Raw genomic sequence first — 16,292 nt, 5'->3', positions numbered from 1 at the left:
CAGAGGCACATAGAAAGAAAGAAGATTTTACCAAAAGGTGTTTTTTTCACTACATAGGCACAGAGGCATATAGAAAGAAAGAAGATTTTACCACATAGGTGTTTTTTCACCACATAGGCACAGAGACACATAGAAAAAAAGAAGATTTCACCACGTAGTTTTTTTTCACCGCATAGGCACAGAGGCACATAGAAAGAAAGAAGATTTTACCACAACGGCAGGACGGCACAAAGAGGCACAACGAGACCCCCTCAGCACCCCTAAAGGGGTTTAAAAGGGAATTTACCACATAGGCATTTTTTCACCACATAGGCACAGAGGCACATAGAGGCCCCCTCAGTCCCCCAAAAGGGGAATTTTTACTGCAAAGGGCAGGACGGATCAAAAGGGCAGATAGCTGCCTACTTTATAGATGACAGCACATAAAAAAGGCGAAAGGATGTATGCTCCTTTCGCCTTTTGACTTATTTTAATGCTTGCTTATCTTACCTCTCACTCCCGATAGCTATTGGGATCATCTCTCGCCTATCACCTATCACAGCGTATTGTTCAGCAATTTGATATCTTTGGTCAACTTATAAAATTCTGCACTTGTTGTATAGTCTTGGGTGGCTTTTAGGTGGTTGGCGTGGTGCATGTCTGTACCTATAAATTCCACCATTTTTTCTTTTATTAATCTTTCTGCGGTTTGTTTTACTTGCTTACCATAGTAGCCAGATAGGGATAATATATTGACTTGAAACAGTGTGTTTCTGTTTTTAATCTCGTAATACTGATCAAACTGCTTGTGGAAATAATTGTAGCGTTCTGGATGCGCCAATATGGGTTGTAGACCTTTGATTGTTAGGTCGTAAAGCACCGAATACAAATTCGTCGCTTCCGCCATATAACTCATTTCTACCAAAATGTATTGGTCGCCAAAAGTGAGCAAGGGCTTGCCCTCTTTGATATATTGTTCAAATACATCATCAATCATGTATTCAGCCGCGGCTGCCACTTCCACATTTACGCCATGTTGTTTAAGCGCTTCCCGAACAATCGCCAATTGGGGCAAGATGGTTTCGGGGCTATTGTTGTGCACCCCATTTAAAATATGGGGGGTACAAATGAACTTTTTATAGCCCATAGCTTGTAAAGCTTGCATATAGGCTACCGTATCTGCTACGGTTTGCAAACCATCATCGATGCCCGGCAGCAAATGCGAATGCATGTCTACTGCCAAAAACGATAAATCGGCTGTTACGGGTTTCGGTTTACCAAATGAAAATAACATAGAAAAAGGTAAAAAGGTGATCCCGATAGCTATCGGGAATGTAAAAGGGAATGACCACCCCGTCATTGGAAGGAACAACAGAATTCATAATGATATGCAAAGTGTTTCAACTATCATCATGAATAGCCGCTTTGGATCAACAGATTGCTTCGTGCCTCGCAATGACGTTCACTAAAATTAAGACCTTAATAGTGCTTTCCACGATCATTTATTACCAAGTAGAAAGCCATATGACCTTAAACTAAATCCCTCTGTGTCTTTGTGCCTATGTGGTGAAAAACCTTAAAACTCTTTCGGTAATTTAAATAGTTCCTCTTTCGGTAAACCTTTAAAATACTCGTAGGTTTTTTTCAAGCCTTCGGCTCTGTTCACTTTTGGCGACCAGCCCAAAATTTCTTTTGCCTTGCTAATATCTGGCTGACGTTGCTTTGGATCATCTTTTGGCAGCGGCTTGTACGCAATTTTTACTGTTGCATCTGTCAATGTCAAAATTTCTTTAGCAAAATCTAGCAAAGAGATTTCATCTGGATTGCCAATATTTACTGGAAAAGCATAATCGCTTAATAATAAGCGGTAAATACCGTCTACCAAATCGTCTACATAGCAAAAAGACCTGGTTTGACTACCATCGCCAAAAACCGTTAAGTCTTCACCACGCAAAGCTTGCCCAATAAATGCAGGCAAAGCTCTACCATCATTCAAGCGCATTTTAGGCCCATAGGTATTAAAGATGCGGACGATTCTGGTTTCTACGCCATGAAAAGTATGGTAAGCCATGGTAATCGCTTCCTGAAAGCGTTTCGCTTCATCATATACCCCTCTTGGCCCTATTGGATTTACATTACCCCAATATTCTTCTGTTTGTGGATGTACCAAGGGATCACCATAAATTTCGCTGGTAGACGCAATGATGATTCTGGCATTTTTGGCTTTCGCCAAGCCTAAACAATTGTGGGTACCCAAAGACCCTACTTTTAAGGTTTGAATCGGTATTTTTAAATAATCGATAGGACTTGCGGGTGAGGCAAAATGTAGGATATAATCTAATTCGCCCGGAATATGGATAAATTTAGATACATCGTGGTGATAAAACTCAAAGTTGGGCAATGGGAATAAATGTTCAATATTCTTTAAATCACCCGTAATGAGGTTGTCCATGCCTATCACATGGTAACCTTCATTAATAAATTTGTCGCACAAATGCGAGCCTAAAAATCCAGCGGCACCCGTAACGAGTACCCGCTTTTTTGTTAGGTTGTTATCCGCCCTGGTAGAAGCGTTGGTAAAATGGTTCGTTTTTTCTGCAGTCATGTTATATTTTTTAGGAATTGATATATAAGCTCTTGTCTAATTATCTATCCTTTGTGACGCTTTCCCTGACGCTAAGATTTACTCTCATGCGTCTTGGACTGTCACAGTTGTTAAAGCGCTTAGGGTTTATCAATTTAAGGTCTACCAATACTTTCGTAGTAGTACCCTAATTGTTTCATTTGGTGCTTATCAAACAAGTTTCTACCATCAAAAACAACTTTGTGGTTGAGTTTTTCAGATATAATGTCAAAATCTGGTGTTCTAAATTCTGACCATTCGGTGGCAATAATCAATGCGTCGGCATTGTCTAAGCAGGGATATTGACTATCTGCAAAGCCAATTTTATTGCCCACCACGGCTTTTACATTTGGCATCGCTTCGGGGTCGTACGCTGTTACGGTAGCGCCAGCAGCTACTAGTGCTTCTATCAGGTATAATGCAGGTGCTTCGCGTATATCGTCGGTATTCGGTTTAAACGCTAGCCCCCACAAAGCAAAGTGTTTCCCTTTAATGTCATGATTAAAATATGCTGAAATTTTCGGTATCAGGTGCAATTTCTGTGCCTCGTTTACTGCCTCTACCGCTTTTAATATTTGAAAATTGTAGCCCACTTCTTCCGACGACTTGATTAAAGCCTGTACATCTTTGGGAAAACAGCTACCACCATAGCCAATGCCGGGGAATAAAAAGCGCTTACCAATTCTATCATCGCTACCAATACCCCTGCGCACCATGTCTACATCCGCACCCAAACGTTCACACAATTGGGCAATTTCATTCATAAATGAAATTTTAGTAGCCAAAAATGAATTGGCCGCATATTTGGTCAGTTCCGCACTTTTTTCATCCATAAAAATCACTGGATTGCCTTGGCGCACATAAGGCGCATAGAGTTCGGCCATGACTTGTCTTGCTCGCTCGCTTTGTACGCCGATCACCACCCTGTCGGGCTTCATAAAATCTTCTACGGCTACCCCCTCGCGTAAAAACTCAGGATTACTCACCACATCAAATTCCCCTGTATAGTTAGCAGCAATGGCTGCATGTACTTTCTCAGCCGTACCCACAGGCACAGTACTTTTATCAACAATCACTTTGTAATCGGTCATGATCTTGCCCAAATCATGCGCCACCCCTAGTACATATTTTAAATCGGCGCTACCGTCAGCCCCGGGCGGGGTAGGTAATGCTAGAAAAATAATGGCCGCATCTTTCACCCCTTCCGCTAAAGACGTGGTAAAGGTTAAGCGCTTTTCATTTAAATTTCGTAAAAATATCTTCTCCAACCCAGGCTCATAAATGGTAATCTGCCCACTCGATAGTTTGTCTACCTTGCTTTGGTCAATGTCTATACAAGTTACTTTATTACCTGTTTCTGCGAAACAAGTACCCGAAACGAGGCCTACATAGCCTGTACCTACCACTGCGATTTTCATATATGTCTATATTTAGTAGCCACTTCCAATTCTCACTGCGAGAACACCGAAGTAACTTGTGAAAAATATTGGTTGTTTGAAGCCTCCGTCATTGCGAGGCACGAAGCAATCTGCTCTCCCCGTCATTGCGAGGCACGAAGCAATCTACCCTCCCCGTCATTGCGAGGCACGAAGCAATCTACCCTCCCCGTCATTGCGAGGCACGAAGCAATCTGCTCTCCCCGTCATTGCGAGGCACGAAGCAATCTACCCTCCCCGTCATTGCGAGGCACGAAGCAATCTACCCTCCCCGTCATTGCGAGGCAGGTCGTTATCTGCTCTCCCCGTCATTGCGAAGAATGAAGCAATCTGCAGCCTCCGTCATTGCGAGGCAGGTCGTTATCTGCTCTCCTTCTGCAGCAAAGCCTCCGTCATTGCGAGGCACGAAGCAATCTGCTCTCCCCGTCATTGCGAGGCACGAAGCCATCTGCTCTCCCTTGTTGCCCAGCCACACCCTCATTTCGAGGAACGTCGCCACCTGCCATTACTTACCATTCACAAATGTCCTCCCACAAATCACGCCAAGTAAGATTGCAACTATTGATCAATGCTTCTTTTTGCTGTCTACTACCTGCTTTTATTCGCTTCTCTGCAGCAATGGCTTCTTCTATACTATAAAAACCTTGGTAGTACACCAATTTCACACAATGATATTTTGCTGTAAAGCTATTTGGATATTTTTTTGTTTTATGCGCTAATACCCTTTGACGTAATTGACTGGTAACACCAACATATAAAGTACTGTTATTGTTACTAGACATAATATAAATACATCCTCCTCTTTCCATGATTATCCAAAAAGTGTGTCATTCTATAATGCCTACTGAAAAGCCGCTTAGGATAAAGAGATTGCTTCGTGCCTCGCAATGACGTTAACTAAAATGAAGACCTTAATAGTGCTATCTTCTTACAAGTAATTGCAGCTGGGCTCCCCGTCATTGCGAGGCACGAAGCAATTTGCTTTCCCCGTCATTGCGAAGAATGAAGCAATCTGCCCTCCTCCTGTCGCCCAGCCACCGTCATTGCGAGGCAGGTCGTCATCTGTTCTTGAAACCAGTCCAGAGACCACAGTCGTTGGTCGATGGTTAGAACGCTCTAAAATACAGCATTCTTAAATTTTTCTTGATACTATGTGGCTTTGTGGCTATGTGTTAAAAAATTTAAGCTAAGCGCCACTGTTTTTGTGAGGCACAAAGCAATCTTTTTGTTGCCAGTAGCTTTTTTTTGACAATTTTGGTAATTCATTTTGTAATGCATTCCAAATTCTTTGGGTCTTGTTATTGTATTATCAATTCGAGATGATTATTTGGTGTCTGATAACTGTATTTGGTAAGCTTTTCCACCTTTTAGCTCATGTTACTTCTATTTTTATTGGCATTCGTGAATGCAAAGCATTTGTCTTAACACAAAAGGTGGAGCCAAAAAGTCAAGGCTCCATAGCCAAGCGGGCAAAAACAGGTATACCGCTATAGCGAAGAAGCTTACTATCGGCGATAGTGCTTTGCTGTACTTGGACTTATAAAGGGCTTTACATCTAGGAAATAACACTCTTAAGTTCTTGATTTTACTTAACGTCATTGCGAGGCACGAAGCAATCTATATGTCTCAATTAGCTTGTTAATGTTTAATTTGGGTACTTCTTTCTGTGAAACATTTATGATTCCTTTATTCTTGATTTAATGGCATCTAGTCGGGATGGTTAATTTTTTTTAAGAACCTTATTTGGTTAGCTTTTTTCTTTTTGTAGCTCACGTTTCTTTTATTGTTTTAATGGTGTTCGTGAATGCAGAGCATTTCATTGCCACAAAAAGAAAGAAAAAAGGCTAGGACAACCCGATGGCTCCGCCCGTTTACGAACTTTCATTAGCTTGATTTTCGTGTTCGTGAATCTCGTTCTTCGATTTGTCCTTGCCAGCGCGCCTTCTATGCGAGATTTGTAATTAATAGCAAAGCTGTTTAATTCCGATTATTTTTTATGTTCAGTTATTGTTATTGCGAGGCACGACGCCTTCTGTTCCCGCTTTTCTATCGTCTATGGACTGTCGACTATCGACTTCAAAACATATACCTTTCTTAAATTCCCTTCCATCCTATGTGCCTTTGTGTCTATGTGGTAAAAAATCTAAGCGAAGTGCCACCGTTATTGCGAAGCAAGTCGCCATCTGTTCTTGCTTTTCTATCGTCTATGGACTGTCTACTATCGACTTCAAAGCATACACCTTTCTTAAATTCCTCTCTATCCTTTGTGCCTTTGTGTCTATGTGGTGAATTCCCGCTTCGGAGCTTTAGGAAGCTATCTGCGCCATAAACCCATCTATAATCCTTGCTTTATCTAAATACTGCGCGGCATAAGCTGCTGCATTTTTGGATAGTGATTCTGCCATCCCATCGCTACCATTGGCGCAAGCCACAATCGCTGCTTCAAAAGCCGCTGCATTTTCTGGGGGTACCAATATCCCCATTTGATGGGCGTCGATGACATCGTACAGTGTGGTACCTTTTACCGCTGTTACAATACTGAGACCACCTACTGCTAAGATATTCGTTAGTTTGGATGGCAATAATAAATCGCCTGCACTTTCTTTTTGTATCACCAAGTGACCATAAGCATGATTGAGCAATTGGTTAAAAATGGGTATGGGTTGCAAATCGATAAATAAGATATTCGGGATAGCGGCATCTATCACTGCCTGTTGTAATTTCTCCCGATAAGGACCGGTACCAGAAATCACAAACACCACTTCGGGCGAACGATGCGCCATACTAGGCGCAATATTCAAAATCATCTCTAAACCTTGCTTTTCGCCAATAGCACCCGAATAAAAAAACAGTTTTTTATCTAAGGGGATGCCCAAACCCGCAATGATAGAAGTATCAACCAGTGTTTTAAATATCCGTGTATTATCTACCCAATTAGGGAAGAGCAACACATCAGTGAGCTTTGTTTTTTTTGCCAATATTTTCTGCTGCATGCCCGTAGAAATAGTAGATACCCGCGTAGCATGGTTTAAGATATACCGCTCAATGCCTATCAATATTTGCTGCAACCAAGCTTGCTTAATCATTTGTAAGTCAATGGCCGCATCTATTTGTAAATCTTGTATGTGGTACACAAATTTGGTCAACCGCCGCCAAGATGTTAGGAATAAGCCATGGAAGCCACACAAAAAGCTCGGCGAGGGGGTAATCACGATATCATAGCGCTTATCACAGATGATTTGCCAAAGCACCACCACCAACGAGCTAATATAAAAACTACTATCTTGTAATATCCGTTTTAGCCCTGTAGGATGCTTAGGAATATAGAAGGGACAACGAATGAGTTCTACCTCATTTAAGCATTCTTTTTGGTACCATCTATTTTGATAGCCTTCCAACACTTGCCAATTGGGATAATACGGATAAGCCGTGATAACCGTTACTTGGTGACCCACACTCGCCAAATACTCACACAATTCAGCATTGTATTTCCCAATGCCCGTGAGTTCAGGTGCGTAATTATAGGATATGAGGAGGATTTTTTTAGCTGTCATTCTAAGGTAAACTTGTCTGATGTTGCGCCTCTTTTATCGCAATGTAGATTTGATTAAAATAAGCCATTTTTAGCATGCTAAAAGCGAGGCCTCGTTTGCCATCTCTAAAACCACCAAGTAGTATAAAACTACCTATAAAATAGATGGGCCCAATCCAAACTGATGCCATCATTCTGTATTTCAGTTGTTGTTTCCAAGTCCAGTTTTGTTTTGCAGCGCTGTCGGCATTGGCTTTCATATATCTAGCAGCTTCCCAAGCAGCATATTCGTTGTGTTTGGTAATATAGTGGGCAATGCCTCTAAAATCTTGATGGTCAATTTTGCTTTTGATTTCCCCTATTTTTCCATCAATAATGGGGTGTTCATGGATTTCCATGTCTAGTTTGCTCCAACGATCTTCATCTATGCGCTCATATTCACCCTTACCTACTTTAAACAAGGCCAATTTTTTTAAGGGATAACCCCCTTTTAAGTTTTTACCCATAAAAAAGATGGTGTAATTCAGCCAATAACCATCTATGCTGTCGTCGCCTGTTAGTGCTGCTCGCAATACCGTTTTAAATTCTTGTGTGAGATACTCATCTGCATCCAAGAATAATACCCATTTGGTAGTAGGTGTATGGTGACGCAAATACCAGTTTCTTTTTTTGGGGAAATGACCATCCCATTCGAAATCTATCAGTGCTATACCATTCGCAGCAGCAATGGATTTTGTACCATCCGTACTGCCCGAATCGATAATCACTATTTGTTGGGCCAAATCAGTACCTATGGCAGCAATACAGCCTGGCAGATTGCGGGCTTCGTTTTTAACAGGTATGGCTATCGTTAAGTCTAAAGGTGCTTGCATTATTTATTCTAAGATTCTTGTTTTTAAAGGCTTGCAGGGATTGCCAGCACAAACCATCCAAGCAGGGATGTCTTTCACGACCACCGATCTGGCACCAATAACCGCCCCTTCTTGTATCGTAACGCCAGGGTGTATAAAACTTTCAGCAGCTATCCAAACATGGTCGCCAATGGTAATAGGTTTGGTAATTAGCGGAAACCCTTTTTTGGTAAAATCATGCGTCCCTGCACATAAATGCGCCCCTTGCGAAATCACCACACGTTTACCTAAGGTGATTATCCCTTGCGAATACAAGGTCACGCCGTTTGCTATGCCAGTTTCATCCCCAATCACCAAATTCCAAGGCGCCCAAATAGCCACTTTCGGATATACATGCACCCCTTTACCAATCTTAGCACCAAACAAGCGCAACAAAAAAGAACGCCAAGCATGTAAAGGCCGGGGACTATATTTAAAGCATACCAAGTAAACCATTCCCCACACCAGTCGCTTTAAGCGATCAGCTAAAGAAAAGGAAGCCCCTGTATAAGTATCTTGGTTATGCATGAATGATTTAAATTAATGTCATTGGGGTGAACGTCGCCTTCTGATTTTAATACCAGACCATAGACCACAGTCGTCAGTCGATAGTAAACCGCTCTAAAATTCACCATCCTAAATTGCATCTTTTAGGGAATTGAAATGGTTTCCTATGTGGCTTTGTGTCTATTTGGTGAACAATTCAAGCTAGACGCTACCTTTTTTGCAAGGCAGGTCGCCATCTGTCTTGCCCCAGTGGCTTTTTGATGTTTGCTTTTGGTAATTCACTTTGTGAAGCATTTATGCTTCCTTTATTCTTGATTTAACGGCATCTAATCGGGATGGTTAATTGTTTTTTGAGAACCCTATTTGGTAAACTTTTTTCTTTTTGTAGCTCACGTTTCCTTTTTTGTTTTAATGGTGTTCGTGAATGCAGAGCATTTCATTGCCACAAAAAGAAAGAAAAAGGTCTAGGCAAACACGAAGCATCCCGCCGTTTACGAACTTTCTTTAGCTTGACTTTCGTGTTCGTGAATCTTCGATTTGTCCGCCTACGCGCCTTCTATTCGAGAATACTAATTAGTTTAATTTCATTTTTCTCTTTTTACACTTAAGGAAAGCGGTTTATTTAAACTTCTGACTTAGTGGTAAGCACTCTTAAGTTCTCGATTTTACTTAACGTCATTGCGAGGCACGAAGCAATCTGTTTTCGCTTTGCTATCGACTATCGACTTCAAAGCATACTCCTTTCTTAAATTCCGCTTCAGCCTATGTGCCTTTGTGTCTATGTGGTAAATATCCAAGCGAAGCGCACCGTTATTGCGATGAATATCGCCATCTGTTCTGGCTTTTCTATCGTCTATGGACTGTCGACCATGGACTTCAAAGCATACACCTTTCTTAAATTCCCCTACATCCTATGTGTCTTTGTGTCTATGTGGTGAAATATCCAAGCGAAGCGCCACCATCATTTCGAGGCACATCGCCATCTGTTTTTGCATCTCTATCGTCTATTGACTGTCCACTTCAAAGCATACACTTTTCTTAAATCCCCCTACATCCTATGTGTCTTTGTGTCTATGTGGTAAAACATCCAAGCGAAGCGTCACCGTCATTGCGAGGCACATCGCCTTCTTTTCTTGCTTTTCTATTGTCTATGGACTGTAGACTATCGACTTCAAAGCATACAACTTTCTTAAATTCCCCTTCATCCTATGTGCTTATGTGTCTATGTGGTAAAACATCCAAGCGAAGCGCCACCATCATTGCGAAGCACGTCGCCATCTGTTCTTGCTTCTCTATCATTTGTAGACTATCGACTTCAGAGCATACAACTTTCTTAAATTCCTCCCATCCTATGTGACTATGTGTCTATGTGGTAAAACATCCAAGCGAAGCGCCCACCTACCTACTAATCACTTCTGTAAATTTCTTGCTCGTTGCTTCCGCCGTAAAATGGGAATAGAAAGTGGTATAGGCTTTTGCACCCATTAGCTGTTGCGCTTCTTGGTTCATACCCATCCATTGCTTAAACCCATCTATTAAGGATGGGATATTGTCTTCTGTTATAATGCCGCCTTTGCCTTGCGCTATTTCTTGCCAGATATTTACCCGCTTGGTAATCAGCACTGGGGTATTACAAGCCATGGCTTCTACAATGGCAATCCCAAAATTCTCTTGGTGACTTGGCAAAACAAATAATGCTGCCCCATACAAAGCCCCCCATTTTGCCGCGCCTTGAAGCATCCCTGGATAATGCACTTTATCTGCTAATTGCGGATATTGGGCTTCTAAGTTTTTTAGTTCTTCCCCATACTCGGTATCCATACCCGGCCCAGCAATTACCAAATCTGGTACTAGCTCGCCTCGTTTTGTACTGTCATCTACAAGCGATGCGTAGGCTGTCAATAACATATCTACCCCTTTTTTTGGATGTATGCGACTTAGAAATAAAAAATAAGGCCTATTGATAATCGCAGGACACTTGTCATAAAATGCGGCTTTCTGCTCGTCTGAAAACAGTGGCGGCGGTATAATACCATAGCCTACATTGTAAGTGGCTTTAGGTTGATAGCCGCCAAATGTAGTGGCAGCCAATTGCATTTCTTCTTCGCAGGTAAACAATACCCCGTCGACGCTATTAATCACTTCTTTTTCAATCAAATGCCAGTAAATCACATTTCTTAACGCTTTTAACCTTCGTTCAGGTGCTTTTTGAAAATAAGGATCTAACATCCCATGGGGCATCACAAATACTTTGGGTGTTTGTTTACCCAAACGTTTCAATTGCTTTATTGCTTTTGTAACAGCATAACCATTATATAACCATAAGCCATGTATTAATACTACATCATAATCCTCCAAATGACTTAAAAACCAATGCATGCCATTTGGCACATAAGCCCAAGGATTTTTAACTGGGCCAATACCTATCCCTAAGTCCTTTTCTAAAAAAAACGCATTGGGTGCATCAAAACTCAAAATACTGGGAACAATCCCTTGCTGCTTCCAGAATGGGACATTATTACGGATTCCTTGAGCAGGGCCGCCACTTGCAGGATCCATACTGACTATAACTGAAAGTAGTTTCAAATGAATTAATTAAATCGTTGTATTTGATAAAACATGATGAACGGCACTTATTACCTCACTAACTGTAATCGACAGAATACATTTCTTTTTTTGTTTAATACAAATTTCTAAATCACATCCTGCGCAATCTACCATATGATAAATTATTACATTTTTATTGCCACGAGGGAACCATTGCATAGGTAAATTTCTTGATGAAAAAATTGCAACACATGGAATACCAACAGTAGCAGCTAAATGCATAGGACCACTATCCTGTCCAATAAAAACTGAAGCAGATTGTAAAATTACGGCAGATTCTCTTGGCGAGGTTCTACCACATAAATTTATTTTAGAATTTGTAATGCCATTTAATAAATCATCTGCTAATGCTGATTCTTCTTGGGCGCCTAAAACAATAATGTTGGCTGAAGGATAGCTTATTGATAAAGCAGTTAAGAATGCCATCCAATTATCTCTGCCCCAATCTTTCGACTGCATTTTAGTTCCCGGCGATACACAAATATTAATGGAATTTTTAGGTAAATGCTTGATATATCCATTGCCAGCAGCTAATTCGGATTTGGTTAAATGTAAATCCCAATATTTCTGCTCGTTGAAGTCAAATGTTCCTGAAGGTATTAATCTTCTAGCAATACGTTTTGCTTCCCATTCATATAAACCAGTATCTATATCTTTAGTAACTGTAAAATCGGCTTCTATTTCAGGAATTGCTGCGAAAGATTTTACCCCCGCTAACTTAAAAAACAATATATCTCTTTTAAATCGTTTGCGTGAAGTACAAGGTGTTAAGTAAAATAATTGCTTTATCTTATAGCTTCTTATTTTAAATATCAATGCAATTAAAAGCTTAACATTTCTAGTACTGACAGGATAATTAATAATTTCATCAAAAAAGAAATGGTTACCTAGCACGAGTTCGATTGCAGCTGCTTTGGAAACAACAGGTTTATTTGACAGTAATACAATTTTTTCTGAAGGAAATAATTCACGAATTCTATTAAAAGCAGGTAATGCCATTAACGTATCGCCTAAACTACCAATTCTATAAATCATTATTGTATCTGATGCCATATTGTTATTACTTAAGAATAAATACTAATTGTTATTATCTATTGCTGTACAGATAATATGACCAATTAAGATATGCATTTCTTGTATTCTTGCGGTTATTTGAGACGGTACTACAATATTCACTTCGCAAACTTTATTCATATCGCCTCCCTCTCTACCAGATAGTCCGACATTAATACAACCTATTTTTCTACCAGCATCAAAAGCTCTTAATACATTGGCACTATTACCACTAGTAGATATCCCAATTAAAACATCACCAGCTTTTGCTAATGCTTCTACTTGCCGTTCAAAGACTCTATCATAACCATAATCATTACCGATTGCGGTTAATGCAGAGGTATCAGTTGTCAAGGCGACGGCAGGCAATGCTATTCTTTCTTTTACAAATCGACCAGTAAATTCAGCGGCTATATGCTGTGCGTCGCCAGCACTTCCCCCATTACCGAAAAGTAACACTTTATTGCCTTTAGCAATGCAATCTACAATTAGTAAGCAAGCCTCATTAATTTTTGTAATTAGTGAAATTGCCGATAACTCCGCCACAGAAATATGTTCTTCAAACAAATTCTTAACAAGATCCTCCATAAAATATAATATAATGCTAATAAAATTTACCTGTAGCTAGGTAATGTCTCACGTAATCATCTACGCCTTCTTCTAACGAGTAAAATGGTATTGTGTAGCCAGCTTCAGTTAGTTTCGCCATATTGGCTTCGGTAAAATATTGGTATTTATCCCTTAAGTCAATAGGCATATCTACAAACTTAATCCTTGGGTCTAAGTCTAATCCCCTAAAAGTAGCCACAGCTAAGTCTAAAAAACTACGCGCTTGTCCTGTACCTAGATTGTATATGCCAGAATTAAGTTTAAATTCAGATTTACTACTAGAAGAAAATTGGCTATTTTGAAAGCCTGTTTCTGCCATCCATAAAATCACTTTCACCAAGTCTTTTACATATACAAAGTCACGTAATTGCTGCCCATCTTTGTAATTAGGGTTGTGACTTTTGAATAATTTCACTAAACCATTAGCTTTAATTTGATTGAAAGAATGCCATATAACACTAGCCATCCGTGCCTTATGATATTCATTCGGACCATAAATATTAAAAAATTTGAGACCAGCCCAAAACGGTGGTGCATCATTTTGATTGATAGCCCATTTATCAAACTCATTTTTACTTACACCATAAGGATTTAAAGGTTTTAGTGCAAATGGTACGCTATGGTTATCGTTATAACCATGCTCGCCATTACCATAAGTAGCAGCGGAAGAAGCATAGATTAATGGAATCTGATTTTTAACACTAAACTTCCAAATTTTTTGGGAGTAAATAACATTAAGTGCTTCATGAATTGAATAATCAAATTCAGTGGTATCTGTTCGAGCACCCAAATGTATTATAAGGTCAATAGTTGGGTTATTTTTATCCAACCAGTCAAAAAAAATATCTCTCTCTAATAGCAATACATACTTTTTAGATACCCAGTTTTGTCGCTTTTTTCCTATCCCAAAAGCATCTACCAAAACAAGATTATTATAACCATTTACATTTAAAAATTTCACCATGCAAGAGCCTATGAAGCCAGCTGCACCTGTGATAATAATTGCTGCATTTTTATTCATTAGTATTGACCTTAAATTTACTTATTTGTATCGAGAACCTTTCTTCTATTTCTTTCAAACTTGCAGTAGCACTTCCAACTTTGCTCACTACTATGGCTGCAGCCTGATTTGCAAATTCGCAAGCTTCTTTCAAGGTACTATTATTAGCTAAGGACAACCCCAAAGCTGCTAGTACTGTATCACCAGCACCAGTGACATCAATTACGTCGAGAGCTTTAGTTGGTATTAATTCTAAAATGCCTTCGGTGTAATATGCCATCCCTTCTTCCGACATTGTTATAATAACCTCCTTACAATTTGTAATTGCCTGAATTTTAAAACATGCCTGCTTTAAGCTTTCCTGTGAGTCTATCGTAATACCTGTAGCTAGTGTCGCTTCCTTTTTATTTGGTTTTATTAATGAGATACCTTCATATTTTTTAAAATCCAACCCTTTAGGATCCAATAAAGTTGGCACTTTAGCAGCATGGCATAATTTAAGCAATTTTTCTAAAAGTGTTTCAGACAATAGCCCTTTATTGTAGTCAGACAATAAAACAATAGAATATTGATGAATAGTAGATTCTAGCATATTTATAATTCTCTGTACAATACTATTATCAATTGGCTTAATGTTTTCTTTATCTAACCTTATTAGTTGATGATTGATGGATAATATCCGCGATTTAATAGTAGTACATCGATTTGGATCTTTCACAATACCAGAAGTAGAAATTCCCATATTGATTAGCTCATCAAACACAATGACTGCATTACTATCATTGCCAACTACACTTATTATGTCCACACTAGCGCCAAACGCCATAATATTCTTTAAAACATTACCTGCACCACCTAAAGTAAATTGTTCGCTTTTAAATTCTACAACAGGTACCGGCGCTTCAGGAGAAATTCGATTGCAGTCGCCATAAACATAATGATCAACCATAATGTCGCCTATCACTAAAATCTTTATTCTAGAATCAAATTTTGGTAGCATTATCAAGTGCGTTTTAGAGTCTAATTTTTTTTATTAGATTATGCGATGGCTTTTCTATCAAAAGATAAAATAGGTACGAAATCAAAAGGATAAAAGGAATCTGTAGAACTACCAAATAAAAACTAGAGCGAATACCTAACCTAGCAAGTACCGCCAAGGGAATCATATGACATAAATATAGTGAATAACTCCATTTTCCAAATTTTTCTAAGTATAAGTTTGTACTTTTTTTGTTCCAATATGAGATCTCAAGTGATATCCAATAAGCAGCGAGCAAAGAAAACAATCCCATTGATAGGGTTTGACTTAATCCAAAATTAGAATATAGTATATTTAGAATTACGGAAGAAAGGTATGTTATGAACCTAATTAATATAATTCTTTTTTGGGTTACTTCATTTTTAATAATATAATTTAAATTTTGTGCAATCAAAACTCCTAACAACCAACATGGTAAACCTAAAAGCCATGTGGCACTTATTCCAAAGTGATGAAAATAGGTTGCAAATTTTTGAGTTTGGTATAAAAACGCTTTTATATCACTACCTTCTATCAATAAAAAAAAATAGGAACAACCAAATGAAGCCAGAATTATTATTTTTGAATTGATTTTTTTATTTATAATTAGAAAATAGAAAATAGGGTAAAGTGCATAATATATTAACTCGCAGTATAAACTCCAAAAGGGCATTTCAGATTCACTAATATTAAAATTGTATGCAATGATGGCAATAATAATCATTGGAATAGTAATTCTTAATGATCTTTTTAAGTAAAACTCAGAGATATTTAATTTTTTCCCGTCTCGATATGGAAAATGTATAACAATACCTGAAATAATAAAAAATGCAATCACAGCTGCTATTCCAAAAAACAAGCTTCCAGCTATTCCTAAAATATATTTCAAATATAAATATTGACTGAAATGATGTTTTAATGGTCCAATAATATTAGTATGAGACAATACTACAATAAACGCTAACGCAAATCGAATTGTGTCTAAACCTGCTATCCAGTTTTTACCTTTTGAAAGTTTAATATTACTCATAAATCATA

13 protein-coding genes are annotated in these 16,292 nt (G+C 38.9%); all 13 read right to left on the bottom strand.

Annotation, left to right across the window (positions count from 1 at the left end):
* Positions 1-535 precede the first annotated feature (535 nt).
* The 13 genes from ACFOW1_RS14930 to ACFOW1_RS14870 all read right to left on the bottom strand — a co-directional run bounded on the left by ACFOW1_RS14930 (position 536) and on the right by ACFOW1_RS14870 (position 16,284).
* Positions 536-1,273, bottom strand: a complete 738-nt coding sequence (locus tag ACFOW1_RS14930; protein WP_379015375.1) for a tyrosine-protein phosphatase — start codon at positions 1,271-1,273, stop codon at positions 536-538.
* Between the two features lie 282 nt (positions 1,274-1,555).
* The gene (locus ACFOW1_RS14925) at positions 1,556-2,584 is read right to left on the bottom strand and encodes a UDP-glucuronic acid decarboxylase family protein (RefSeq protein WP_379015374.1); all 1,029 of its coding nucleotides are present in this window, start codon (positions 2,582-2,584) and stop codon (positions 1,556-1,558) included.
* Positions 2,585-2,718: 134 nt separating this feature from the next.
* A complete protein-coding gene (locus ACFOW1_RS14920; protein WP_379015373.1) occupies positions 2,719-4,020 on the bottom strand; it encodes a UDP-glucose dehydrogenase family protein in 1,302 nt (433 codons plus the stop codon).
* Positions 4,021-4,547: 527 nt separating this feature from the next.
* The gene (locus ACFOW1_RS14915) at positions 4,548-4,847 is read right to left on the bottom strand and encodes a GIY-YIG nuclease family protein (RefSeq protein ID WP_379015371.1); all 300 of its coding nucleotides are present in this window, start codon (positions 4,845-4,847) and stop codon (positions 4,548-4,550) included.
* A 1,497-nt stretch (positions 4,848-6,344) separates the two neighbouring features.
* On the bottom strand, positions 6,345-7,592 hold the full coding sequence (locus ACFOW1_RS14910; RefSeq protein ID WP_379015370.1) for a WcaI family glycosyltransferase: 1,248 nt from the start codon (positions 7,590-7,592) through the stop codon (positions 6,345-6,347).
* Between the two features lies 1 nt (position 7,593).
* The gene (locus ACFOW1_RS14905) at positions 7,594-8,442 is read right to left on the bottom strand and encodes a glycosyltransferase family 2 protein (RefSeq protein WP_379015368.1); all 849 of its coding nucleotides are present in this window, start codon (positions 8,440-8,442) and stop codon (positions 7,594-7,596) included.
* Positions 8,443-8,445: 3 nt separating this feature from the next.
* On the bottom strand, positions 8,446-8,988 hold the full coding sequence (locus tag ACFOW1_RS14900) for a WcaF family extracellular polysaccharide biosynthesis acetyltransferase (RefSeq protein WP_379015367.1): 543 nt from the start codon (positions 8,986-8,988) through the stop codon (positions 8,446-8,448).
* A gap of 1,377 nt (positions 8,989-10,365) precedes the next feature.
* Positions 10,366-11,553, bottom strand: a complete 1,188-nt coding sequence (locus ACFOW1_RS14895; RefSeq protein WP_379015366.1) for a glycosyltransferase — start codon at positions 11,551-11,553, stop codon at positions 10,366-10,368.
* A 9-nt stretch (positions 11,554-11,562) separates the two neighbouring features.
* Positions 11,563-12,627 (bottom strand): glycosyltransferase family 9 protein, encoded by a 1,065-nt coding sequence (locus ACFOW1_RS14890; protein ID WP_379015364.1) that lies wholly within the window; start codon positions 12,625-12,627, stop codon positions 11,563-11,565.
* 24 nt (positions 12,628-12,651) lie between these two features.
* Positions 12,652-13,215, bottom strand: coding sequence for a D-sedoheptulose 7-phosphate isomerase (locus tag ACFOW1_RS14885; RefSeq protein ID WP_379015362.1), 564 nt, complete (start codon positions 13,213-13,215; stop codon positions 12,652-12,654).
* Positions 13,216-13,231: 16 nt separating this feature from the next.
* Positions 13,232-14,257: an ADP-glyceromanno-heptose 6-epimerase gene (gene rfaD / locus ACFOW1_RS14880; RefSeq protein ID WP_379015361.1), complete on the bottom strand. Its 1,026-nt coding sequence runs from the start codon at positions 14,255-14,257 to the stop codon at positions 13,232-13,234.
* Complete coding sequence (rfaE1, locus tag ACFOW1_RS14875; protein ID WP_379015360.1) at positions 14,250-15,236, bottom strand: D-glycero-beta-D-manno-heptose-7-phosphate kinase; 987 nt, start codon at positions 15,234-15,236, stop codon at positions 14,250-14,252. Before rfaE1 ends, rfaD begins: the two co-directional genes overlap by 8 nt.
* Before the next feature lie 13 nt (positions 15,237-15,249).
* The gene (locus tag ACFOW1_RS14870; protein ID WP_379015359.1) at positions 15,250-16,284 is read right to left on the bottom strand and encodes an acyltransferase family protein; all 1,035 of its coding nucleotides are present in this window, start codon (positions 16,282-16,284) and stop codon (positions 15,250-15,252) included.
* Positions 16,285-16,292 lie beyond the last annotated feature (8 nt).

This window comes from Parasediminibacterium paludis (assembly GCF_042651445.1).
Lineage (GTDB): Bacteria > Bacteroidota > Bacteroidia > Chitinophagales > Chitinophagaceae > Parasediminibacterium > Parasediminibacterium paludis.
Note: the sequence above shows the minus strand (reverse complement) of the source record. Positions and strands in the feature narration are given on the sequence as shown.

Bases quoted from the DNA above. Each gene is read 5' to 3' on its own strand.
- rfaD (WP_379015361.1), bottom strand. From the start codon at position 14,257: ATGAATAAAAATGCAGCAATTATTATCACAGGTGCAGCTGGCTTCATA.
- ACFOW1_RS14915 (WP_379015371.1), bottom strand. From the start codon at position 4,847: ATGGAAAGAGGAGGATGTATTTATATTATGTCTAGTAACAATAACAGT.
- ACFOW1_RS14930 (WP_379015375.1), bottom strand. From the start codon at position 1,273: ATGTTATTTTCATTTGGTAAACCGAAACCCGTAACAGCCGATTTATCG.
- rfaE1 (WP_379015360.1), bottom strand. From the start codon at position 15,236: ATGCTACCAAAATTTGATTCTAGAATAAAGATTTTAGTGATAGGCGAC.
- ACFOW1_RS14900 (WP_379015367.1), bottom strand. From the start codon at position 8,988: ATGCATAACCAAGATACTTATACAGGGGCTTCCTTTTCTTTAGCTGAT.
- ACFOW1_RS14920 (WP_379015373.1), bottom strand. From the start codon at position 4,020: ATGAAAATCGCAGTGGTAGGTACAGGCTATGTAGGCCTCGTTTCGGGT.
- ACFOW1_RS14910 (WP_379015370.1), bottom strand. From the start codon at position 7,592: ATGACAGCTAAAAAAATCCTCCTCATATCCTATAATTACGCACCTGAA.
- ACFOW1_RS14925 (WP_379015374.1), bottom strand. From the start codon at position 2,584: ATGACTGCAGAAAAAACGAACCATTTTACCAACGCTTCTACCAGGGCG.
- ACFOW1_RS14885 (WP_379015362.1), bottom strand. From the start codon at position 13,215: ATGGAGGATCTTGTTAAGAATTTGTTTGAAGAACATATTTCTGTGGCG.
- ACFOW1_RS14905 (WP_379015368.1), bottom strand. From the start codon at position 8,442: ATGCAAGCACCTTTAGACTTAACGATAGCCATACCTGTTAAAAACGAA.
- ACFOW1_RS14890 (WP_379015364.1), bottom strand. From the start codon at position 12,627: ATGGCATCAGATACAATAATGATTTATAGAATTGGTAGTTTAGGCGAT.
- ACFOW1_RS14870 (WP_379015359.1), bottom strand. From the start codon at position 16,284: ATGAGTAATATTAAACTTTCAAAAGGTAAAAACTGGATAGCAGGTTTA.